The following is a 21,547-nucleotide window of genomic DNA, read 5'->3' on the forward strand; positions in this document are numbered from 1 at the left end:
TCATCCGCATCAAGGTTGTCTTCGGCACGGAAATCCTGAAAAAGATATCATTATGACTATAAGTAGCACGTCATTATCGTCGTAGCTGATAGAGCGGAATTCATTTAAAATTCCAATCTTATTTCTTTTGCTTTACTAATGATTTTCTTGTTTGGGCCAACGACGTCACTCGTAGTCATTTTCACCCATTGTACATCTTCCCCGTTCGGCTCTTTTAGAATAAACCCTAGATTACCTTGTTTCTTGCCGTTTCCTTCAATTTCCCCATGTAAGTTTTCAAGATAAATATCTTTTTCCCAATCAAATTTCTCACCTGTGCTTGATTCCAGTAAAGCTATCGGCGCGAAATTTACTTTCTGTGAAGATGTATTTTTCATCTCTACGAATACTTTGATAAAGTCGAACTGTTCCTCATGTGTTAAGGCGTGAAAATAATCAATCAGGCTGTAATCAGGAACTAAATGGATCACTTTCACATCTTTGACTGTAAGTTCAATTGGCCCAATATGGTATGTCTTGTTTACGATTTTTATTTTCTTTAAAGTAGCTTCTCCCTTTTCATCTACATAATAATCACCTGGCTTTTGTAAATTCTGGTCATCTGTTACTTGCGGGTTTGAAACATATTGGTTTGTCTTTTTTGTCAGCCTATCTTGCTTTGCATCTTTGACCGACTTATCCATTAGTTCGTTTTTTGTTTGCTGTTGAGTGTCTGAATTAAAAGCCTTGTTTCCGTTATCTATATGTTGGCCGCATCCGACAAGCAAAGTTATCAGACTTGTAAGCAAAAATAGTTTTTTCATCGTTTAAACCTCCATATGCAATATCAAAAAAGTTCCCGTTGCTTGAGCGAGCAACGGGATGTGTGTTCTTTTTCCATGCTTTTTTGATCACTACTTATCTTCAATGACAATTTTTTGTTTTCCTTTTCCTAAAATATCAAAGATGATTTTGGCATGATCCGTGTTCTCTATTTGTCCAGCGAAACGTTCACTTCCCGGACCATATGCATAAACAGGAACGTCTTCCCCGGTATGGGCGCTTGTTGTCCAGCCAGTATGTGAACGCTTGTCAAAAATATGTTCGATCGCATCATCCACTCTTTTTACACCTTTATCCTTGTCCGCTTTCCCTCGTTCAGCGGCATCTTTTACAGATTGTATTTCTTCAGCCGTCAATTCCAAATCGATATACTTTTTCAATGTCTCTTCAACATCGGCGCCATTGGCAATCTCTTCTGCCATAAAGTCAGGCGTGCGCTTTGCCGCTTTAATTGGCGCACCAAACCAATTATAAATGCCGTCTGCTCCAATGGAGTAACCACCAGTGGAGTGGTCAGCTGTAGCGACAACAAGCGTATGCTTGTCCTTTTTGGCAAACTCTATAGCCGCTTTGAATGCTTTTTCAAAATCCTCCATTTCACTCATCGCAGAAACAATATCATTGTCGTGTCCCGCCCAGTCAATCTGGCTTCCTTCCACCATCAAGAAGAACCCATCTTTATCTTTGCTTAAACGCTCAATTGCCGATTTTGTCATTTCTTCAAGGGAAGGAATGTCTTCAGTTCGGTCGATCATTTTCGGAAGTCCTCTTGGGGCAAACAAACCAAGAACTTGTTCGTTTTGATCTTTTAATAATTCGTTGCGATTCGTCACATAGCTGTATCCGTCTTTTTTGAATTCTTCCACAAGGTTGCGATCCTTACGGACAAATAGATCGGTTCCTCCCCCCAGCAAAACATCGACTTTATGCTCGCTATTGATTAATTCATCATAGTAGTCATTGGCAATAGCGTTCATATTTTGACGGTTTTCATCATGAGCACCGAATGATGCAGGAGTTGCGTGTGTAATTTCAGAAGTGGCGACAAGACCAGTTGCTTTACCTGCTGCTTTTGCAGCTTCGAGTACAGTTTTTACTTCTGAACCATCATTATCCACAGAAATGGCTGCATTATATGTTTTAATTCCAGCTGCCATCGCTGTCGCAGCGGAAGCAGAATCAGTGATATTTTCTTTAGGGTCTTCAGGATAAGTCATCTGTTGACCGACAAGATATTTGTCAAACTCAGTTTGCTCAACAAATTTTGTGTTTGGGTTGTCTTTTAAGTAACGATATGCGGAAGTATAAGATACACCCATTCCGTCACCAATCATAAAAATGATATTTTTTACTTTTCCATGGTCATGACCTTTCTTTTCTTTTGCATCTGTTTCTGTGATGCTTCCCATTCCTAATAAACTTCCTAAAGCTATGGTAGAAACAACTGTCAAGGGTAAGATTTTTTTTCTGAACAATTTTAACCCTCCCTCAAAAATTTTCCAGAACCATTGTATTGGGAAAATGTTAAACCCAGTTTAATTGAGTTTAATAATTGTGTAAAAAAGAATAATAGGAATAAAAGATTTCTTTTGCTTGAATGAACCCTTTCATAATAAAACATCGTAGACTCCTGTTTCCGGTCAAGTCCAAATTATTGTGTAAATTCCCCTTTGATAGACAACATGGACCTGATGACTTGACGTATAGTAGGTAAGTCCGGCAAGTCTCCCTGCCAGTCGCCTTCCGGACAAAACATCATGTTGTCAAGGAACAGGCGTGTCAAGGAGCTTTCGCGGCATATCCTCGCTTCGCTCCGGTATTCCACGTTCTCCTTGACACGGCGTAGAGGTTATCCCACTCTCTTGATCGCCGGAGCCTCCTGATTCACCGATCGAGCTTCTTGCTCTTTCGTTTTCCGCCACTGCCAATATTCGGACATATCTAAGTATTTACGTCCCGACATCCATTTTTCATCGATTTCGATCAACACGGCACCAACGAGGCGATACACCGATTCCCGGTTCGGAAAGATGCGGATGACCCGTTCTCTGCGGCGAATTTCTTCGTTCAGCCGTTCCACTCCGTTTGTCGTACGCAGACGCCGACGATAACGGTCCGGATAGTCCAATACGGCGGTGGCGTCTTCGAATCCCTCTTCGAGGATTTGCATGGCTTTTGGGGCTTTTTCTTCCCATTTGGCCAGCACTTGTTCCAATAACAGCCGGGCCGTTTGCTTATTTGGAGCATGAAGAATCCCACGAATCTCCTCGAGCAAGGCATCCTGCATATACTTTGGTGCGGCATCGAGGATATTGCGAATAAAATGTGTCTGGCATCGTTGCCATGTAGCGCCTTGGAAATGCTTTTCAATGGCTTGCACCAGCCCACCGTGCTGATCCGAGATGATCAAGTCCACTCCCCGGAGTCCTCGGTCTTTCAGCCATCCGAAGAACTCGCTCCAGCTGGACTCCGATTCACTGTTTCCGATTTGCAGGCCAAGAATTTCCCGATATCCTTCCTCATTCACTCCTGTAGCGATCAACACGGCTCTGGAGCGTACTCGTCCATCCTCCCGGACTTTCGTATAAATAGCATCTACTAGCACAAACGGATACACGTGTTCATGAAGGGAACGGTAATTCCAGTCTTGGACAATCGGATCCAGTCCCTTGCACAGCGAGGAGACCGTGGACTTGGAAAACGAAGTGCCGCATAATTCCTCCGTGATTTGAGTGATTTTTCGGGTAGACACCCCGTTTACCACCATTTCCATTAGTGCCAGTACCAGTGCTTGTTCGCTCCGTTGATACCGTTGGAACAGTTCCGTAGAGAACTCCCCATCTCTTGTCCGTGGAACGCGCAAGGTCAACCGTCCCACCCGGGTCGTCAGCTGGCGTGGATACGAACCGTTTCGATAGCCTTTTCGTTCTTCCGTTCGTTCATAACGGCGAGCTCCCAGCTGTTCTTCTACTTGTGCCTCGAGGATTTGATTGAGGACTTGTTCCAATAGCTTAGCTAATCCTTCATCTCTGGTGAATAACCCGTGCAAAAGTTCATCATTTAGGGTAATATGATATTGAGCCATGGTTGCATTCCCCCTTATGTTTGGTGTTTTTGGTCCACTGTTTATTCTACCAAAGGGGAAGCAACATGGCTCTTTTTCTATTTCCCTTTTTACACAATTATATGGACTTAACTCCTGTTTCCTTCTCTTATGTTTAAACATCATTCTATTATTTTCTATATTTTTAATAAAATTTTAACAAATTTCACTATTTATGATAAGTATAAAAATGTATTCATCACCATTTTTTATAAAAAAAGAAAACTTTCACGATACCGTCAAGAAGATAGATAGAGTATCTCTGAAATGGATTTAGAATAGAGGAGGGGATTCCTCCGCACAGTCTATTGTTTGGAAAGGGGGAATTCTCTTTTTTGTTGTTCATGCTTTCGGGGAAACGTTTAAACGACCGGTCAAAGGTGTGCCTCACCTCTTCCGGTTTTAACACTTTTTCATACACGCCTTGATGTCGTCCTGATTGACGCTGTCAAAAAAGCGTATGGCAACACGATGTCGCGACTGCAGTCGCGGTATTTCAGACTGGATCGACGTCAGCTCTCCCTGGGTGTCCGCCGGGGTAAAAATGGCTAATGCCTGCTTAAGGAATGTGGGCACGCCGTCGTAGTCAACGATGAGGCCGTATATTTTCTTGGCATAGGTTCGGTTCGTTCTTGTGACTTCTAGAGCAAGTGATGTTCTTCAGCGGTTTACTGAGGTACATGACTACCTGATCGGCGCGTCACCCCCTGTCCGCAGCATGTCGCACACGATGGTGAACGCCAGCTTTTCCTCATGCAACGGCTTTTTGAAGCATTCGATGTAGTGTCTTTAGGTGGCATTTTTCAAGCAGTCGCTGTTGTTAGAGGAGATGATGGCGACCAGCTCCGGACCGTTGAGTTCATCGGGAATTTCTTTATACAGAACCGCGATCTCACGGTCGATCGCGACATTTGCGCTTTGAAGCCGCTTGGTGCGATATATTCCCCATAATGTTCGGTGATGTCGAGGCAGATCCGGCGGATGCGCTGCGGCGCCCCCATAATGTCCTCCTCTGTCTCGTGTCTCTTCTTGATTCATTCCCTGTCCTCTTCGAATTCTTGAAAGACGCGGTTAAAAGCCTCGTTCAGCGACTCGCCCTCAAACCGTAATCCGGAAGGGGGCTTTCGGGACTGTCTCGCCATTGCCGACGGCCTGTCGGATAGAGTATGGTCTATTGTGTTCCAAACGTTTGGACAGTGTTGCGGTCTTGTTTGTTAATGGTGTCTTGGGGAATGCCATATATACTGCGTTTGGCAACGACAGCCGCATGTTCATCACCAAGTCTCCCGTAATCGTTTGGTGCGACTCATCAATGAGGGCAAGGATGCCGTCCGCTTCATTTCAGAACAGATCATCCCTGTCGTCAACGTAGTCCTGAAACTTTTGGCTGGTTGTCATGATGGTCACGCTTGTCGCCGTCCGCAGCAATTCACGCAAATCCCGGATACCTTGGCACGCCGTGGGGTCGAGAATCCTCATATTTGTTCGTCCAAGTCGGTGTGGTCCGTCATGATGACAATGGAAGGATTGCGCAGTTCCTTAGGGCTTCGCAGTTCCAAGCCCAAGCAGGTGGGAATAGAGAGGTAAAAAAAGGAAGGAATATTTTTATTTAAATTTTTTGTGCTTTTGTCTTTCATCATTTATTGAATCACATCATACATTAAGGATGTGACGGATAATTGCTAAAAATTTTTGTCCACAATAATTAATATTTTATAAAGAGATTAGTAGTATAAAATCATAGCTTTTGCTAATATTTATTTTAAAGAGAGAATAATAGAATAATAGATAAAAAAAGAGCTACTCTGTTATCGAGTAGCTAAAAGTAAAAAGTTGAATTTCACAGGTTTCAAAAGTTACAGAGAACAAAGGTATTACAGTTTCACCAATGTGTACATTACAACAATTAGGCTGATAATAATGCACCCTTTCAGTACTCTTGTTTGTGGCAGAGAAAGAGCATTTTTAATGGGTGTATCGGGATGCTGGACTAAGTGTTTAATCACATCATACAAGGCACTTCCAGCTATCCCCATTATTAGCCCAAAAAGTAATGTAACGAGTGTAGTATCATTCATCATTTCTCCCCCCCTTCATTATTATATTTATATGAATGATTTTCACGAAACATAAAAAAATTGTCTAAAATATTGGTTATTTTTCCCTAAATTAGGTATATCTACCTATCTGCACCATGTCATGTTGACTATAAAAAACAATATATAGTATGGTTATTTGGTAAGAAATTACTGTATATTGTATTTTTTTGATTTAACCAATTAAAAAGGTTAAGTAAATAAAAATGTTATTTTTGTAAGAAAAACATTAAAAAATAAAGAAAGTTTCTATACCTAAAAGGATCAATGATTCTGATTTTTATTTATTAAGTAGAACATAGTTTTAAAATATATATAAACGTCGAAAATCGATGGCATTACATTTTATTTGTTGATCTTTACAGAAATTTCCGTTCATTGGTTTCATCAATCCTATTGAATATAAAAATGGTCTCGTTTAGTTCCGTTCATTTTTTAAAGGAAAATATATGGAAAAACAAGATCCTTTCCCTTGCTCACTTTTAATATCGATTTTACCATTCATGGATTTTATAATATTAAACACAACCATCATACCTAATCCGGTTCCCTTTTCTTTTGTGGAGTAATAAGGCATTCCTAATCGATGAATTTGTTCTGGTGTCATACAATAGATAGCGGTAGGCAAGGATACCAAGATATAACCATATGTCTAACCTATACCCTCCATACAAACTTCCCAAAATCAAAGGAATTTGTCGCAAGTCAAAATTAAAACCTGTTGAGAAGGTAATGGGAAAACTCATGCACAGTAGAATGGATGATAAGATACATAATGTTCCTACTATTTGGCTCGACTTTGTGCTAGTTTTACCTTTATCTATCCAAAACATTTGATAAAGAAAAAGAGGAAAAATAATGAAAAACACATTTAACAATAACTCTTTCACTTCTTCGCTCAAATCAAGCACCCACTTCGCTGAAAATATGTTTGTCTTATCCAGTTATGTAATTCCGTGAATGGAAAAAGGGGACAAGACTGCCGAAATTTATAATAAACAAAAATGAATAATTGTGATGTTAAGCTTGTCACACCATTATTTAATTACTCTATTTTCTGCGTTTTGTTAGTACTACCCCTTGAGGATGAAAAACAAATAAGCCCCCTTTCAAGGCGAGAAAGGGGCTATTTTTATTTCCTTAATCGATGAAACGTGGATATAATGGATTTTCCCGCTGTCTTTCTCTTTGAATCGCAATGTTTGGTTTAACTGATCGTAGTAATGGACACGACCGGTGACGCAACATAAACGGTGATGCAACATAAACGATAATGATGTATGTATTACATCGCCTTGAAAATGATCCGATTCCATTCTTCATATTGTTGCTCGTCGTGATGGGAGGGATGGATTCGCTCTTCTTTTTCACGAAGCTCCTTTAGCATGTTGCAGTGTTCTAGCATTAAAAAGGGTGCGTATTTGATGATTCCTCGATCGTGATGGTTCATGCCTGATGCCCTCCTATATAGCCGTTGCGGATGCGTGCGATGCTTTCAGGTGTATAGCTGACAGCGCGCAAAAGGGCGTTTGGACCGAATTTGTCGCGAATCGCATCCATTGCTTTGGCAAGGCGCATTCTTTGGTTCTGTCTTCGAAAAGGGACAGCTGCAAACTTTCCTCATCCATTAAATTTTCAAGGGACACATGAATGACGCGAACGCTTCTTCCGTCATAAAACTTATGAAAAATCCGCTTGCAAACGCGGTAGATATCCATCGTTAAGTTTGTGCGGTATCAAGGGTGACGGACTGATGGAATCCCCCTTCATTATGCGAATAGCGCACGCTGAACGAAACGGTGCGCCCTACTTTCCCGATTTCACGAGTCCGTTTCGCCACTTCCTCACAAAGTTCCAGCGCAACCGTTAAAATTTCGTTTTCCCGCCAGTAATCGCGCAGTACATAAAGGGATTGACCAAGTCAAACAAGTATTGGTTAATATAGAGTTAAGATTATGAGAAGAAATGAGGGAGAACGTTGGCACGAGTTTTATACATAGAAGATGAACAGGAAATCGGCCGTTGGGTGACCATGAACCTTACGGAACGTGGGCATCATGTAACTTGGCTCCGGTCCGGAGAAGAGGTCGAAGAGCACCTTGCCCATTGCGACCTTGTCATTTTGGATGTGATGCTGCCGGGTCTGGACGGCTTTTCCATCGGCAAACGGATTAAAAAGGAGCATCCAGATCTGCCGATTTTGATGCTTTCAGCGCGGACTGCCATCGAGGACAAAGTGGAAGGATTGAGTTTCGCCGATGATTATCTGACCAAGCCGTTCCACCCCGATGAGTTGGCCGCCCGCGTGGAGGTTTTGCTCCGGCGCTTCAACAAAAATGATGAAATCCTGAAACTGAAGCATTTGACCATCCATACAAAGGATATGCGCATCGTCAATCATGAAACGGGGGAAGAAATCCTGTTGACAGGAAAACAATATCAAATTTTTCAATACTTCCTTCGTCATCTCAATCAAATTTTGACAAAGGAGCAGTTATATGAGGGCGTTTGGGGTGAACCTTATATTGAAGGGGATAAAACATTGATGGTGCACATCCGTTATCTTCGCGAAAAACTGGAAAAAGATCCAAAAAATCCAGAAATCATTGAAACGATCCGGGGAATCGGTTATCGGGTGAGAAAATGAAAAGAGTAAAAAGATTGCGGTCGCTTACGGCAAAATATATGGCCATTATTTTAACCGCCCTGTTTTTCATCAACCTCCTTGTCATCGGAACTAGCCTTTTGGTCTTCAATGTCTATGACCATAAAGACTCGGAAACGTTGCAGATCGAAAAAGCCTGGCACGAGGATGCCCGTAGTCTCAAAAACCCCGGAAGCGAAGACATCAACCGGATGTTTGAAGAATGGCAAAACCGTTATCCGAAAGCGCGCTTGTTTTGGGTGGACAGCAAAGGCCGGCTCGCCGCCGGAAGGAACCTTGCTGCGGATATTCCGAAACATTGGAATGCCGCCTATACCGCCAACTTCATCAAGGCGCGTTATGACAACGACCCCTTTACGGTCATTGCCTTTCCAAAAAATGATGCATCCTATGGATTCGTCGTTTTTGAAATCGAGAGGAAGCTGCTTCAACCCGCATTTACCGAAGTGAATACCGATTTTATGTATTTCATCGTTCCCGCGGGAATCGTGTTATTTGTGACCGTATCGTATTTGTTTTTCTTGGGGATCCGCAAACGTCTCCTTTATTTGCAACATGCCATGGAGATACGGGACGTGGACGGATTGCCAGTATCCATCACGGTGAGAAAACAGGATGAAATCGGCCAACTGGAGATGGCCTTCAATCAAATGGTGGATGAGCTCCGAGAAAGCCGGAAACGGGAAGAAGCGGAGGAACAGCTGCGGAAAGAACTGATCGCCAATCTGTCCCATGATTTGCGTACGCCGCTTACCAAAATCCGGGCGCATGCCTATACGTTGGGGAAAGAGGCTTTGACTCCAGTGGCAAGACAAGCTGTGAACACGATCGAACAGTCGGTTTCGAAAATGGACCGGTTGATCGAGAATTTGATATCGTATACGCTTTTAAACGCCAAAAAATTGAAATATGAACCGGCTCCGACGGATGTGGTCCGGCTTGCCCGTTCCTTCATCGCCGCCTGGTATCCAGTTTTTGAAAAAGAAGGTTTTTCTATAGATGTCCAGCTGGATGATTTGGAACAAAAGCATTGGAACGTCGATCCGCTTTGGATGGAACGGATTTTTGACAATTTGTTTCAAAATGTCATCCGCCACGCCAAGGACGGAAAATATATCGGGCTGAAAACGAAAAAAACCGATTCTTATGACGCGTTGGTCGTGCTTGACCGTGGCAAAGGATTCCGGCACAAAAGCTCCGAAAAAGGGGCGGGAGTCGGGCTTGCCATCGTGGATTTGATGGTGAAGAAGATGGGGCTGGACTGGAAAATCGAATCATCGGAAACTGGGACAATCATAAAAATCATTCATTATCGATAATGCTAGGAAAGGAATCCATTTCCTTTCCTTTTTTGTTTTTAAACAAATTTTAAACTGTCTCGACACCTCATTTTAACCTTCTATTCCTATGATGGTGTTGCGAGGTGATGGAAGGATGGAATATATCGTCGAAACTCATAATCTGACGAAACGATTTGGAAAGGAGATCGCCGTAAGCGCCCTGAACCTGAAAATTCCCAAAGGGGAAGTATACGGGTTTTTGGGTCCGAACGGAGCGGGGAAATCGACAACTCTCCGGATGCTTCTAGGCCTCATGAGACCGACGGCTGGATCGGTCCGGATTTTTGGCAGAGACTTGAAAAAAGATCGGATTTCGATTCTTCGGAATGTTGGGTCATTGGTGGAAAGCCCGTCTTATTACTCCCACTTGACCTCCTATGAAAATTTGGAAGCCATGCGGAAAATCTTGGGCTCTCCCAAGGAAAAAATTGATGAAGTTCTGGAACTTGTCCACCTGAGTAAAGCAGCCGATAAAAAGGTAAAAGGCTTTTCTCTTGGGATGAAACAACGGTTGGGGATTGCGATGGCATTGTTGAACGATCCAAAATTGCTGATTCTGGATGAGCCGACAAACGGCCTCGACCCTTCAGGAATCATTGAGATGCGGAATTTAATCAAGCGTTTACCGAAAGAAAAAGACATGACCGTGCTGATTTCAAGCCACTTGCTTTCTGAAATCGATCAAGTCGCGACCTATGTCGGTGTCATTTCGAAGGGGAAGCTGATTTTCCAAGATTCCATTAAAGCAATGCGCAAAAAAGCCCAACTGAAAATCCGATTAAAGGTGAGCGACGCCAACAATGCATACCGTTCTTTGCTGGCAAAAGGAATAAAAACGGACTATCAGGATAACATCATTTATTTGTATGAACAGTCGGATGAAGCGGTCGCCGCAGTGGTCGAAATCCTCGTGGATGAAGGATACTCGGTTTACCGGGTGGAAGAAGAACATCAATCGCTGGAAGACATTTTCCTGAAGATGACCGCAGGTGGTGACGACAGATGATCGCGAAACTGCTTGCGACCGATTTTTTGAAAATCAAACGGAAAGGATTATGGTTTTTGACCGTCCTAGGTCCATTTGGTGTCGTCCTGCTGCAGTGGTTCAATTACGAGCTCGTCCCCGGCAGGAGAGAATGGCTCCTTCAAAGAAGCGATGATGACTGGCTGTTTTATTTGCAGAATGTCAACAGCTTCACGCCGCTTGCACTGGTACTCGGGATCACCATTTTGACATCCCTTGCAGCCAGTATCGAAAATGAAACGAATGCCTGGAAACAACTTGTCGCCTTGCCGGTATCGAAAATGGGGGTGTTTTTGTCCAAATTCACGGTATTGGCGTTCTTGTTGGCTGTCGCTTCGGTTCTATTATTCTTTTTCACATGGCTTCTAGGTATTTATTTGGATCTCGGTTCTGTCATACCGTACGCGGAAATCGCCAAATTCAGCTTCTACCCATATTTTGCATCGCTTCCTTTGTTGGCTTTGCACCTTTGGGTAGCAACCGTAAGCAATAACCAGGGGATTCCGATCTCCCTCGGAGTGGTTGGATTTTTGTTTACCTCCTACAGTTTTAAGTTGCCGGATTGGCTGCCATGGAAGTGGCCATCGTTGCAAAACCAATGGGATGAACCGCTCGTCAATGTCGTTTTGGGCATTTGTGTCGGTGTCATCCTTTATATCACCGGGATGCTGGATTTTGCACGAAGGGATGTGAAATGAATGATTTCTCTTTTGCAGTCGGAGTGGTTTAAGTTAAGAAAATCCAAATTCGTCTTCACCGCCATTTTGCTTGGTCCACTCATTACGTTTTTCTATGCACTGACGCTCCAGCCGGACAAATTCGGATTCGAAAAAATATTTTTGTGGGAATTTTTGATCGCGTTTACCACGCTTCTTTACGCCTTGCATTTTTTGCCACTCACGACCGGCATCTTGGCTGGCCTCATCTGCCGGTATGAACATCAAAACGGAGGGTGGAAGCAACTGTTGGCCATGCCGGTGACAAGGAACCAGGTATTTCTCGCCAAATATACGATCCTCATCCTCATCGCCTTGACCATTCAATTGCTCTATTTGCTTGCTATTTGGACTTCTGGAGTGCTGAAGGAGGCGGAGGAGCCGTTTCCTATGATGCTCCTTTGGAAAAGCATTTTTGGCGGCTGGATCGCGACGTTCCCTCTTCTTGCTTTGCAATTGTGGATGTCGATGCTTTTTAAAAGTTTCGCCGCGCCCTTTGCCGTGAACGTCGTTTTCACTTTGCCAGCCATTTTGGCAGTAAACTCGGAAAAATTCGGACCATTATACCCTTGGGCACAGCCATTTTTGATGATGTATGTATCCGGGGAGGCGGAAAATGATATATTCTTTGTCCCATGGGAACAAGTCTTAACAGTGGTCGGCGGCAGCTTTCTCATTTTCTTCTTTGGCGGTCTGTTGTATTTCCGGCGAAAAGAAAATATCTAAAAACAGCTAGTTTCCTTAATATTTTGGTGGCTCTTGTCCATAGTGAGAAAGCAAAAAGAAAATAATAAAGTAGATGAGTACATAAGTTCAAAATAGATCGCTTTGTTTCTAGGACATTCATGTTTTCCATTATATTATTATTGGTTATCTTACTAATATCGAACTTTTTCTACCTATATGCCATTCGTGTGGATATATTAGTTTTTTATGTTGTGGCGACTATTTTTATTGCCTTTACTGGTGCAGGAAATATTATAAAGAAAAGCCAATGAAGAAGACCGGAGGTGTAAAAACCTTCGGTCTTCTTTGTTGCTTTCTATACTAAAGCACAAATTGCCTTTGCTCCAAAATAGCAACCAACAGATACTTCATACAACCAACTGGTATTAAAACGGTCTTACATGTTATAATTAAACTGTAATATTTTTTTATAATTAGGAATAACATCCAAAATTCTTTTAAGAAATTAGGTGGATTAAATGAAAAATATTTACTCAATAATTTCTTTTGTTTTTTTAGTACTCAGTATTCTACCTTTTCTATTATTAAACATAAAATATGAATACACTCCTTTAGCAACGTTTGGTCAAAAAGGACCTATAGGATTATTCATACCTATTTTTTATAGTTTTATTAGTTTAATTTTTGCACTGTTATCAAAACGTGGATGATGTATAAAATTTTGTGTAAAGCATTTTACTAGATCAAAATAAAAAAGGTAGGGTATTCTCTGATTGAACCCAAACATTCCAGAGAAAGGAGAACCCTACCTATGTCTAAAAGTATACCGAATGTCGACTGGGCAAATCAACTGGAAAGTGTCATTCGTCAGTTTGTAAAGGAAAAATTAGAACTGATCATGCGGGAAGAAATCAAGAATTTCCTCGAAATAGAACAGGCCGGAACATCAAATATGAGAAACGGCTACTATCAACGAAATCTAGATACGCAATATGGCCGGATTGAAGGTCTTTTGGTCCCTAGAGACCGAAACGGAGAATTTCAAACCCAATTGTTCGCTCCTTACCAACGCCACACCGGCTGGCTGGAGGAAGCCATCATCAGGATGTATCAAAGTGGCATGAGTACGCGTGAAATTGGCAAGTTTATTGAACGAATTTTAGGCAATGCCTATTCTCCTGCAACGATCAGCCGTATTACCGATGTAGTGAAGGAAGACATCGAGAAATGGCACACTCGTCCACTGCACAAGCGTTATTCCGTCTTATATTTGGATGGTTTATACGTAAAACTTCGTCGCGAAACCGTGGAGAAAGAAGTCATTTATGTGGTGTTAGGGGTGAACGAAGAAGGATATCGCGAAATTCTTGATTTTTTTGTGGGAGGACAAGAAAGCGCCTATGTATGGCAGGAAATTCTTCAACACCTCTACCAAAGAGGCGCCAAGGAAGTGCTTCTGGGCGTATTCGATGGACTACCAGGGTTGGAGGAAGCCTTTAAGGCGGTTTATCCGAAAGCCGATGTGCAGCGTTGTGTCGTTCACAAAGTCCGTAACACGCTCCATCGTGTTCGGAAAAAAGACCAATTTGAAGTGGCCGAGGATCTCAAGCTGATTTATCGCGCGCCGAATAAGGAGATGGCGTTACAGATGTTTCAACAGTTTGAGTCGAAATGGTCAAGCAAGTATCCGAGAGAAGTCCAATCTTGGGCCAATGAGTTGGATGTCCTCCTTACATTTATGGATTATCCAAGCAGTATTCGAAGTGTGATTTATACGACCAATGCCATCGAACGAACGATCAAGGAGATTCGGAAACGTCTAAAGCCGATGAACAGTTTGAATAGTTTAGAAGCCGCTGAAAAAGTCGTATATTTGACCATTCAAGATTTTAATGAGAAATGGGCAGGACGAAAGTTACGAGGATTTGCCGAAGCACAGGAAGCCCTCGAGCGAATGTTTGAAGAACGTTATCATTAACCAAATACTGTAAATAAACAAAATAGGGGGATTCTCCCTTTCCACACAGGAGACTGAATATTCAGTCTCCTGTGTGGAGGAAACTAGTTCCCTATTCATTCCAAATCCATTTCAGAGAAACCCTACCCCCATTATATTACACAAAATTCTTGACGGTACCAAAACGTGGGATTTTACTTATTTTTAGTTTGATTTTCTTATTATTAAATATTGGTTTGCTTTTAATTGGTGCGTTCGGTTTCAAAAATCCTTAAAGGTAATAACAGTATTTTAACTATAAATATTTAACTCCATTAGTAGAATCCTTAAACAAATTGGTTAATTTTACTGTTCAAAAAGCGAGTGAATAAAATTGTCGAAAAGATTAGGACGCAATTTCTATCATTTACTTATAGCTGTATCCTTTTCCACTTTTGGTGATGGACTGACGTTACTGGCTATGCCTTGGTTAGCATCTATGATTACATCTAATACATTTTTCGTTTCGCTGGTTTCTGCCTCGATGACTTTACCTTGGTTATTATTCAGTTTATACATAGGAGCCCTCATTGATTATTATCCAAAAAAGAAATTAATGATTTTAGCAGCCATTATTAGAATAATAGTGTTGATTGTACTAAATGTAAGTATTTTGTTCAAAATAATAAGCATCCCTCTGTTAATTCTCGCAGCATTTCTCATCGGAATAACAAAAGTAGTATTTGACAGTACGGCTCAAACATTAGTTCCCTCTATAGTTTCAAAAGATATTTTAGAGAAAGCTAACGGTTATATAATGACTTCAAGACTAACTATGAGTGATGTGGTAGGACGGTCCATAGGCGGAATCCTGATTAGTTTTGGAATATTTATCCCCTTTGCTCTCGATATCATTTCACTTCTAGCCACTATCCCTTTTTTATTTTTATTAAAGACAACAGCTAGTTTGAAAAGTCATGCTTTAAATAAAAAGAGTAAGTTAGATATTCTTGAAGGAGTAAAATTTGTTTGGAAAAACCAATTATTGTTGACTTTGGCTTTAATGGGGATTGGAATTACTCTCATGTTCACCTCTACGTTGGCCATACAAGTTTTTTATGTGAAAGAGATATTAAAGCTAGACTCCTCTGGCTTTGGACTGTTAATAGCCGTTGGCACTATTGGAAGCATTATTGGTAGCCAAAGTATATCGTTATTGAAAAATAAATTCGGTTTTAACGCCACCATTTTAATGTCGCTATTAATGATGGGATTTACACTTGGAAGTGTTGGATTAACAAGCAATCCGTTTATTGTTGGAATTCTTTATTTTATTGCCAGCTTTTTTATTGTAACTTTCAATATTTGTAACTTATCATTGCGCCAGAGAATAATCCCTGATAATAAATTAGGTAGGGTAAGTGGAGTCTTTCAATTACTATCTTGGGGAATGAGTCCATTAGGCATGTTGCTTGGAGGAGGAATTGTAAATCTGGCGGAAAAATATGTGAGTAGAGATATCGCTTTAAGAATTCCTAACATCTCCTTAGGAATTGTTTATTCTGTGTTATTTGTAGTCTTATTCATTGCTTTAAAGAAATTTAACAAAGAACTTCTAATGAATAATTTCAGAAACAAGCAAGCTAAGCCGAATTAAAATGAAAGTCCGCCTTGACCACCGTCGTTCTGTTATGAAGCGCATCTCCTACAAGTATCTTTTGATGTACGAACGATGAAAAAAGAACTACAATATTATGTAGTTATATACGCTAATTTCTGTTAGAGTGGTAGCGTGTGCAAATAGGTCGCATTCTAGCGATTGGGTAAAATCCCCTCTCCGTTCAGTAAACTTAGCCAATCGGAAAATAAAGTTTCTTTTTACTCAATTTCCGGGATGCAATTGTACAAATATCCGATATGAATTACGATGGATATAAGAGAATCCATGTAATTTTTTAACTCTCTATCCATTCATTTTAAAAACTCATGTTAATTAAGCAGAGGGAGATTGGGCCGTCTTTGACTTAAGGAAGCGCTGGTTAAATGGGATAAGAAAACACCAAAGGCCATGGCAATCCTCGAAGAATGATTGCCATGGCCGTACCGGACTATCCCAATCGTTATCGGTACACCTACGACACCTACGCACAACAAACTTTGTTAAAATTTCGGCAGCGCCTCCACAGCATCCGCCAAATCGCTATAACTGTCTTTTAAGTATCGAGATGTCGTGGCGATGTTACTGTGACCGGCGAGCCTCCGCACTTTCTCGATGTCATTGTTCGTTGCTTTTAACATCCACTTACAAAACGTATGCCGGAACATATGAGGGGTTAGCTTTTTGTTCGGCAGACTGTAGCTTTCAATCATTCCCTGAATGCCTCGAACAGAAAACTTTAAGGAGCGCTGGCTGTAAAAGACTTATGGCGATGCGGCCACATGTGGTTTCTTTTTTGCCATTTCCGCGCGAGACTAAATAATCTCGCGATCCCGTCGGTATTTATGCGTGGGATATTGTGGAATAAATCCAGTAAAAAAGTGGATAACTGACTTGTATAATAGGGGTATCACTTGATATTTTTGGGAACATGTTTTATGCCTACCTTTCAGTTTGGGACGACAGTGATTGAGTATACATTGCAGCAAGTGAAAGGGAAAGAGGATATTTCGATTGTGGTAGAGTGGATGGAGGGAGTGACGGTGACATCTCCCGGCCATTTGGGTCAAGAGGAGATCGATCACATTTTACGGAAAAAAGCTCCGTAGATTTTAGATAAATGGAGTTCACTGAATGAAATTAAGCAGCCGCCTTCTCCATTAGAATTTGTCAGCGGAGAAAAATTGCCGTATTTAGGGCGTCATTATCGCATCAAGGTGAAACAACGTCAGAACATCGATCAGGTGAAGATCATTTTTCATCAAGGAAAGTTTTATATTGAAACGCCTACGTCTTCTAATCAGCCAGAGCACGCGCTGATGATTCGAGAGGCATTAAAAGGATGAAGCAGGCGGAAAAAGCCTGCTTCATATCATACATGCAGTGGTTTTCATATCCGTTCCCTTCGCAACTGCTTATAACAGGCTTGTACGTTGGGAGTCCCCAAATTACCCCCCGTAATAAAATCCGGTTTCCTTCAGTGTCAGCGGATCGCCTTCCCGATGCACACCCGCATTGATTACTTCGCCCACATAAATATAGTGATCGCCTTTTTCTACTTTTTCGACGACTTTGCACTCAAAGAAACTGAGCGCATCTTTAAAAATCGGGCATCCTGTTTCTTCGGTATAGAATTCGTACCCTGCCAGCTTATTTCCTTCCGGTTCTAAAGATTTAAAGAAAGCGGTGACCATATCCTTTTGGCCCGTTTCTAAAATATTGACGCTAAATACGCCACTTTTGGCAATTTGCTCTTGGGAACGAGTGCCTACTTTCACTGCAACCGCTACCAATGGAGGATTAAAAGACGTTTGTGTCAGCCAGTTTCCCGCAAAAGCATTGGCAGCACCATTTTCATCTTTTGTGCCGACAATGTATAAACCGTATGTAATTCCGCGTAAAGCCGTTTTTTTCGCCTTGGCATCCATGTATGGAACTCCTCCTTCCGTAAAAATCGCGTTTTTCAGTTGTGTAGATGTTCTATTTCCATTTTATCCAAGCTAATAATATATGTCCATCTTTTCATTTTTAGGAGACAAAGGAGATTTCACAACTTAGAATACAGCGGCCAAACTTTTCTATATAGTCTCTAAATGTACTTGGACAGCTCCGATGCTAAAACTGTCATCCATCTTGATGTTAAAATTTCGGCAACGCCTCCACCGCATCCGCCAGATCGCTATAGCTGTCTTTTAAGTATCGGGACGTTGTGGCGATATTGCTGTGGCCGGCGAGCCTCCGTACTTTCTCGATGTCATTGTTCGTCGCCTTTAGCATCCACTTACAAAACGTATGCCGGAACATATGAGGGGTTAGCTTTTTGTTCGGCAGGCTGTAGCTTTCAATCATTCGCTGGATGCCCCGGACAGAAAATTTCGGCGAGCGCTGGCTGTAAAAGACGTATGGTGACTCGGCGACATGCGGCTTCTTTTTCGTCATTTCCGCGCGAAACTTGAGCCAATCCTCGAGTTCTGCCAACAAGATATTCGAGATCGGCACCGTTCTTACCTTCATCCCTTTTCCCACGATCCGAATTCGCTTCATCTCTAAATCTAAGTCCGTTAATTTCAAATTTGATAACTCTTCTACCCGCAATCCCGCATAGGTAAGCAAGTACACCACCGGGCGGTCGCGGCGATATTTCTCTTCGGGATCCACTCCTCTGCTGCGAACCGGTTTTTTCCGCATCCGATGCAATAAGTCCTCGAATTCTTCTTCTGTGAGCCACATGATTTTTTCGTTGTCTTCATCGGCCGATTTTAAATCCTGGATGTCGCCATTACCCCAGATGGAACTCGTGCTTATGTTGCCAATGTAGGTAATACTGTGTCAGTCATTAACACCTCAACCAACACAGTCATCGGAGCACCTATACCGGTTGGATCCCCCACTCCTTTTGGTATTGCGATTACGCCGAGTGGTATTTAAACACATTTCCAGTACTAAATCTAAAATTATTTTCAAAAGCTTTATAAATAATAGGAGTGAATTAAATTGAAAAAAGAAGAAATTCAAACCATTATTGAAAAAGAATTAGAACAAAATCCAGAAATAACAAGCATTGATATTGCCAAAAAACATCGAATTCCCTTAGTCATTGTTGAACTATTGAAAAGAAAAATAAAAAATCAATGAAACAGTTTCTCATATTTTAAGATTCCTAGCTTTAACTTCTAAAAACAATTTCCGCCCTCTAACATACTATTTTGGTGTATAGAACTTTCGATAACGCTGATTATATTGCATTCCAAACTGCTCAATGAATCAGCACCGTTTGATCGAAGCTGGAGCAAAAAATGTTCATTTATCCTTATTTGATGATGTGCATGACACTACAGGCTTGTACAAAAATGCAGATGGTACACCATATCAATACAATGGACATTGGTCATGGATTTATGTATATAACAACGAATGTGTAACAACAATTAATGGCAAAACAACAACAATTATGGAATGGTTGGCTGCCCAGTCATTAAATAAATAGATTCATCACAAACTGGTGATACAGCATAAGCTTATTTTATCTGCTCCATAAATTATATGAAGAACTTTATTCTAAATAGTAAGGAAAACGTCAAACTAATGTTGTAGGGATGGGGGAATTACAGATGTATGAAACACGCTGGGCTACTAAAAACGAGCTTCCGTTAATAGCAGAATTTTGGTTTAGAATGGCATGTGAAATGGGTGAAATAGATGGCATACCTTTGCCTGACTCACAAAAGGTTAATGAAGTTGAACGTTTATTTTTTAAGGAAAGTGAAAATGGAAACCTCATGTTTAGAGTAGCAGAAAGTGAAAAAAAAGAGATTGTAGCTTGTGCGGGTGGTCTTTTAAGAAAAGAGTATTTCTTTCCTTTAAGTGAAGAGCAAACTCCTTTTGGTTGGATAATAGCCGTTTATACTCTACCGCAACATAGAGGTAACGGATTAGCTTATCAACTGGTAGATGAAGTTTGTTCATGGTTAAAAGATAATGGGGCAAAGCGAGCTAGATTATGGTCTAGTTCTAGAGCGAGAAAATTATATGAAAGTCTAGGCTTTAAATCAATGTTAGATATGGAGAAACCGTTAGGTTAATTAGAAGGACAATATAAATGTCAATTTCAAAAAGTCCCAAGTTACCTCTAACACAAGAGGAGAAAAGCCTGCTTAGAAGATTGAAAAAGTTGGTCTTAGCGCATTTTTAGGCCTTTGCATTAAAAAAGTGCAACAGGCCAAAAATGCGTTTTATTTTTTTACCTCTTTCCCAAGTACGCTCCTTCCTTTGCCTCACCCCATTGTAATTTTTGCTTGTTAGGCGCGTAAAGGGGCTGCGCTGCTTGATACTTCGTATGCTTCACTTCGTTCCGCACCCTTCTACCCACCTTCGCGCAAAAATTCCCCCGTCGCCAAACAAAGAAAGGAGTATTCCACTGTGGAAAAAACTACGAAATCCAACGCATTAAACAAGTCATTCAGGAGGATGAGGACAAAGGAAACATGCATAAACCAGGAAAGATTGTTAAACAATAATAACGCTCACCAAAGATATATGATGAGGTGATTGAATGAAAGTATGGTCTAAGTTTTTAATCTGTATATGTTTGCTGTTTACGTTTCATTTACCTGTTCAGGCGCATAATATTACCATTCCAAAACAAGCAGTAAATATCAAGCGTGTCGCAAACTTAAAGGATTTAGTAAGAGGCTCAACATTAATTGCTTATGGTTGGTTCGATACTTCTTTTCAGAAACAGCCGTTAAATAAGTCTGTACAAGGTGGGCAGCTCGTCAATTTTGTACAAAGCTTTCATGTCGACAAATATTTAAAGGGAACCGGCGGAAAAATCATCAACGTGTTATCAACCGGTATTGAACCCCTTCCTGATCCTTTACATCCTCTCAACAAAGTTTATCCAGGACCGATGGCTGAGGGTCGATATGTTTGCTTTCTAAAACCTGTTCCAGGAACAAAATTGTATACCATTGTCGGGGGATGGCAAGGAGTCTACCCTGTTTACGAAGGAAAAACCATTTCCTTGAAAGAAGAAGGTTTTCCAGAGTTAAATCAATTAACGCTTAGACAATTTGAAGCAAAAATCAAGTCCCGCTAAATACTGGACACAGAAAAGATAGGCGGCAGACCTATCTTTTCACAATAGATGCAGCAAACTTCCTTCATACATAATAAAACAGAAAATAAATAAAAAGATGATTGTAAAACCTATTCATTTTCCATTTACATCATTCATCTGATAACATTTTTTCGCCCATCCTTATTTTCTCACGTCTCGATGAACTACAACATCTTTTATATATGCTCTAAAGTGACTGTTCTAGCAAATCCTACAAGACAATCTCAGCCATACTCCAACAGCAATATTTGAATTCAGTATTTTTGCAATATCTTTCTCGCTGTACTCAGGCCACCATCCGGCGTTGTTAAAAAGCTCTTTTACAGCACGAGGAGGAATAGGTTGGTCTTTATGTAACCTTGTCTGTTTACTCCTTAATAGT

General features: G+C 41.2%; 22 protein-coding genes and 5 pseudogenes. 13 read left to right on the forward strand and 14 right to left on the reverse strand.

What is annotated here, in order from left to right; genetic code table 11:
* Positions 1 to 104: 104 nt before the first annotated feature.
* The 11 genes and pseudogenes from BV455_RS01240 to BV455_RS20180 all read right to left on the reverse strand — a co-directional run.
* Positions 105 to 803, reverse strand: a complete 699-nt coding sequence (locus tag BV455_RS01240; RefSeq protein ID WP_218687648.1) for a hypothetical protein — start codon at positions 801 to 803, stop codon at positions 105 to 107.
* Between the two features lie 90 nt (positions 804 to 893).
* Entirely contained in the window at positions 894 to 2,297 is a 1,404-nt protein-coding gene (locus BV455_RS01245; RefSeq protein WP_280638364.1) for an alkaline phosphatase, read from the reverse strand.
* Between the two features lie 374 nt (positions 2,298 to 2,671).
* Entirely contained in the window at positions 2,672 to 3,907 is a 1,236-nt protein-coding gene (locus BV455_RS01250; RefSeq protein WP_218687240.1) for an IS256 family transposase, read from the reverse strand.
* Positions 3,908 to 4,714: 807 nt separating this feature from the next.
* Positions 4,715 to 4,963 carry a hypothetical protein gene (locus BV455_RS01255; protein WP_218687649.1) on the reverse strand — a complete coding sequence of 83 codons (249 nt, stop codon included), beginning with the start codon at positions 4,961 to 4,963 and terminating at the stop codon, positions 4,715 to 4,717.
* A 60-nt stretch (positions 4,964 to 5,023) separates the two neighbouring features.
* Positions 5,024 to 5,203: a hypothetical protein gene (locus BV455_RS20875; RefSeq protein WP_409993886.1), complete on the reverse strand. Its 180-nt coding sequence runs from the start codon at positions 5,201 to 5,203 to the stop codon at positions 5,024 to 5,026.
* 596 nt (positions 5,204 to 5,799) lie between these two features.
* The gene (locus tag BV455_RS01265) at positions 5,800 to 6,006 is read right to left on the reverse strand and encodes a hypothetical protein (RefSeq protein ID WP_017437513.1); all 207 of its coding nucleotides are present in this window, start codon (positions 6,004 to 6,006) and stop codon (positions 5,800 to 5,802) included.
* Positions 6,007 to 6,439: 433 nt separating this feature from the next.
* Positions 6,440 to 6,628: pseudogene (locus BV455_RS01270) on the reverse strand (ATP-binding protein); the annotation flags it as partial.
* A complete protein-coding gene (locus BV455_RS20880; RefSeq protein ID WP_409991349.1) occupies positions 6,540 to 6,854 on the reverse strand; it encodes a LytS/YhcK type 5TM receptor domain-containing protein in 315 nt (104 codons plus the stop codon). The pseudogene BV455_RS01270 and the gene BV455_RS20880, both read right to left, overlap by 89 nt.
* Positions 6,855 to 7,306: 452 nt before the next feature.
* Positions 7,307 to 7,471: a YolD-like family protein gene (locus BV455_RS20605; protein ID WP_082791606.1), complete on the reverse strand. Its 165-nt coding sequence runs from the start codon at positions 7,469 to 7,471 to the stop codon at positions 7,307 to 7,309.
* Positions 7,468 to 7,599 (reverse strand): hypothetical protein, encoded by a 132-nt coding sequence (locus BV455_RS20610; protein WP_255212280.1) that lies wholly within the window; start codon positions 7,597 to 7,599, stop codon positions 7,468 to 7,470. Before BV455_RS20610 ends, BV455_RS20605 begins: the two co-directional genes overlap by 4 nt.
* Before the next feature lie 80 nt (positions 7,600 to 7,679).
* A pseudogene (locus BV455_RS20180) lies at positions 7,680 to 7,861 on the reverse strand (DinB/UmuC family translesion DNA polymerase); the annotation flags it as partial.
* 138 nt (positions 7,862 to 7,999) lie between these two features.
* Here BV455_RS20180 and BV455_RS01295 point away from each other — a divergent pair.
* The 7 genes from BV455_RS01295 (at position 8,000) to BV455_RS01325 (ending at position 16,046) form a co-directional block, all read left to right on the forward strand.
* Entirely contained in the window at positions 8,000 to 8,668 is a 669-nt protein-coding gene (locus tag BV455_RS01295) for a response regulator transcription factor (protein ID WP_017437516.1), read from the forward strand.
* A complete protein-coding gene (locus BV455_RS01300) occupies positions 8,665 to 10,005 on the forward strand; it encodes a sensor histidine kinase (RefSeq protein ID WP_218687650.1) in 1,341 nt (446 codons plus the stop codon). The genes BV455_RS01295 and BV455_RS01300 overlap by 4 nt, the downstream gene beginning before the upstream one ends.
* A gap of 115 nt (positions 10,006 to 10,120) precedes the next feature.
* Entirely contained in the window at positions 10,121 to 11,032 is a 912-nt protein-coding gene (locus BV455_RS01305) for an ABC transporter ATP-binding protein (RefSeq protein ID WP_017437518.1), read from the forward strand.
* The gene (locus BV455_RS01310) at positions 11,029 to 11,748 is read left to right on the forward strand and encodes an ABC transporter permease (RefSeq protein ID WP_017437519.1); all 720 of its coding nucleotides are present in this window, start codon (positions 11,029 to 11,031) and stop codon (positions 11,746 to 11,748) included. The genes BV455_RS01305 and BV455_RS01310 overlap by 4 nt, the downstream gene beginning before the upstream one ends.
* Positions 11,749 to 12,492: an ABC transporter permease gene (locus BV455_RS01315; protein ID WP_218687651.1), complete on the forward strand. Its 744-nt coding sequence runs from the start codon at positions 11,749 to 11,751 to the stop codon at positions 12,490 to 12,492.
* Between the two features lie 772 nt (positions 12,493 to 13,264).
* Positions 13,265 to 14,431 (forward strand): IS256 family transposase, encoded by a 1,167-nt coding sequence (locus BV455_RS01320; RefSeq protein ID WP_218687363.1) that lies wholly within the window; start codon positions 13,265 to 13,267, stop codon positions 14,429 to 14,431.
* A 352-nt stretch (positions 14,432 to 14,783) separates the two neighbouring features.
* A complete protein-coding gene (locus BV455_RS01325; RefSeq protein ID WP_218687652.1) occupies positions 14,784 to 16,046 on the forward strand; it encodes an MFS transporter in 1,263 nt (420 codons plus the stop codon).
* Between the two features lie 503 nt (positions 16,047 to 16,549).
* On the opposite strand, the pseudogene BV455_RS01330 reads toward BV455_RS01325, so the two are convergent.
* Positions 16,550 to 16,858 (reverse strand): annotated as a pseudogene (locus BV455_RS01330) (tyrosine-type recombinase/integrase); the annotation flags it as partial.
* A gap of 126 nt (positions 16,859 to 16,984) precedes the next feature.
* Here BV455_RS01330 and BV455_RS01335 point away from each other — a divergent pair.
* Positions 16,985 to 17,155 (forward strand): hypothetical protein, encoded by a 171-nt coding sequence (locus tag BV455_RS01335; protein WP_155835564.1) that lies wholly within the window; start codon positions 16,985 to 16,987, stop codon positions 17,153 to 17,155.
* Positions 17,156 to 17,494: 339 nt separating this feature from the next.
* Here BV455_RS01335 and BV455_RS01340 read toward each other — a convergent pair whose 3' ends face one another.
* Complete coding sequence (locus tag BV455_RS01340) at positions 17,495 to 17,974, reverse strand: flavin reductase family protein (protein WP_003247648.1); 480 nt, start codon at positions 17,972 to 17,974, stop codon at positions 17,495 to 17,497.
* A 211-nt stretch (positions 17,975 to 18,185) separates the two neighbouring features.
* Positions 18,186 to 18,821 (reverse strand): annotated as a pseudogene (locus tag BV455_RS01345) (tyrosine-type recombinase/integrase); the annotation flags it as partial.
* Positions 18,822 to 18,872: 51 nt separating this feature from the next.
* Between BV455_RS01345 and BV455_RS01350 the strand changes: the two are divergent.
* From BV455_RS01350 to BV455_RS01370, 5 genes and pseudogenes are all read left to right on the forward strand, one after another.
* A complete protein-coding gene (locus tag BV455_RS01350) occupies positions 18,873 to 18,974 on the forward strand; it encodes a hypothetical protein (RefSeq protein WP_321164458.1) in 102 nt (33 codons plus the stop codon).
* A 66-nt stretch (positions 18,975 to 19,040) separates the two neighbouring features.
* On the forward strand, positions 19,041 to 19,181 hold the full coding sequence (locus BV455_RS01355; RefSeq protein WP_161939255.1) for a hypothetical protein: 141 nt from the start codon (positions 19,041 to 19,043) through the stop codon (positions 19,179 to 19,181).
* Positions 19,182 to 19,284: 103 nt separating this feature from the next.
* Positions 19,285 to 19,533 (forward strand): annotated as a pseudogene (locus tag BV455_RS01360) (prolyl oligopeptidase family serine peptidase); the annotation flags it as partial.
* Between the two features lie 124 nt (positions 19,534 to 19,657).
* The gene (locus BV455_RS01365; protein WP_218687653.1) at positions 19,658 to 20,128 is read left to right on the forward strand and encodes a GNAT family N-acetyltransferase; all 471 of its coding nucleotides are present in this window, start codon (positions 19,658 to 19,660) and stop codon (positions 20,126 to 20,128) included.
* A 470-nt stretch (positions 20,129 to 20,598) separates the two neighbouring features.
* Positions 20,599 to 21,144, forward strand: a complete 546-nt coding sequence (locus BV455_RS01370) for a hypothetical protein (RefSeq protein WP_042409674.1) — start codon at positions 20,599 to 20,601, stop codon at positions 21,142 to 21,144.
* The last annotated feature ends 403 nt before the right edge of the window (positions 21,145 to 21,547 follow it).

This window comes from Parageobacillus caldoxylosilyticus (genome assembly GCF_019272935.1).
GTDB classification, from domain to species: Bacteria; Bacillota; Bacilli; order Bacillales; family Anoxybacillaceae; genus Saccharococcus; species Saccharococcus caldoxylosilyticus.

Excerpts from the sequence above, each read along its gene's own strand:
- BV455_RS01240 (WP_218687648.1), bottom strand. The coding sequence starts at position 803 with ATGAAAAAACTATTTTTGCTTACAAGTCTGATAACTTTGCTTGTCGGA.
- BV455_RS01250 (WP_218687240.1), bottom strand. The coding sequence starts at position 3,907 with ATGGCTCAATATCATATTACCCTAAATGATGAACTTTTGCACGGGTTA.
- BV455_RS01255 (WP_218687649.1), bottom strand. The coding sequence starts at position 4,963 with ATGAATCAAGAAGAGACACGAGACAGAGGAGGACATTATGGGGGCGCC.
- BV455_RS01265 (WP_017437513.1), bottom strand. The coding sequence starts at position 6,006 with ATGATGAATGATACTACACTCGTTACATTACTTTTTGGGCTAATAATG.
- BV455_RS20880 (WP_409991349.1), bottom strand. The coding sequence starts at position 6,854 with ATGTTTTGGATAGATAAAGGTAAAACTAGCACAAAGTCGAGCCAAATA.
- BV455_RS20605 (WP_082791606.1), bottom strand. The coding sequence starts at position 7,471 with ATGAACCATCACGATCGAGGAATCATCAAATACGCACCCTTTTTAATG.
- BV455_RS20610 (WP_255212280.1), bottom strand. The coding sequence starts at position 7,599 with ATGCGCCTTGCCAAAGCAATGGATGCGATTCGCGACAAATTCGGTCCA.
- BV455_RS01300 (WP_218687650.1), top strand. The coding sequence starts at position 8,665 with ATGAAAAGAGTAAAAAGATTGCGGTCGCTTACGGCAAAATATATGGCC.
- BV455_RS01305 (WP_017437518.1), top strand. The coding sequence starts at position 10,121 with ATGGAATATATCGTCGAAACTCATAATCTGACGAAACGATTTGGAAAG.
- BV455_RS01310 (WP_017437519.1), top strand. The coding sequence starts at position 11,029 with ATGATCGCGAAACTGCTTGCGACCGATTTTTTGAAAATCAAACGGAAA.
- BV455_RS01315 (WP_218687651.1), top strand. The coding sequence starts at position 11,749 with ATGATTTCTCTTTTGCAGTCGGAGTGGTTTAAGTTAAGAAAATCCAAA.
- BV455_RS01320 (WP_218687363.1), top strand. The coding sequence starts at position 13,265 with ATGTCTAAAAGTATACCGAATGTCGACTGGGCAAATCAACTGGAAAGT.
- BV455_RS01335 (WP_155835564.1), top strand. The coding sequence starts at position 16,985 with ATGCCTACCTTTCAGTTTGGGACGACAGTGATTGAGTATACATTGCAG.
- BV455_RS01340 (WP_003247648.1), bottom strand. The coding sequence starts at position 17,974 with ATGGATGCCAAGGCGAAAAAAACGGCTTTACGCGGAATTACATACGGT.
- BV455_RS01365 (WP_218687653.1), top strand. The coding sequence starts at position 19,658 with ATGTATGAAACACGCTGGGCTACTAAAAACGAGCTTCCGTTAATAGCA.
- BV455_RS01370 (WP_042409674.1), top strand. The coding sequence starts at position 20,599 with ATGAAAGTATGGTCTAAGTTTTTAATCTGTATATGTTTGCTGTTTACG.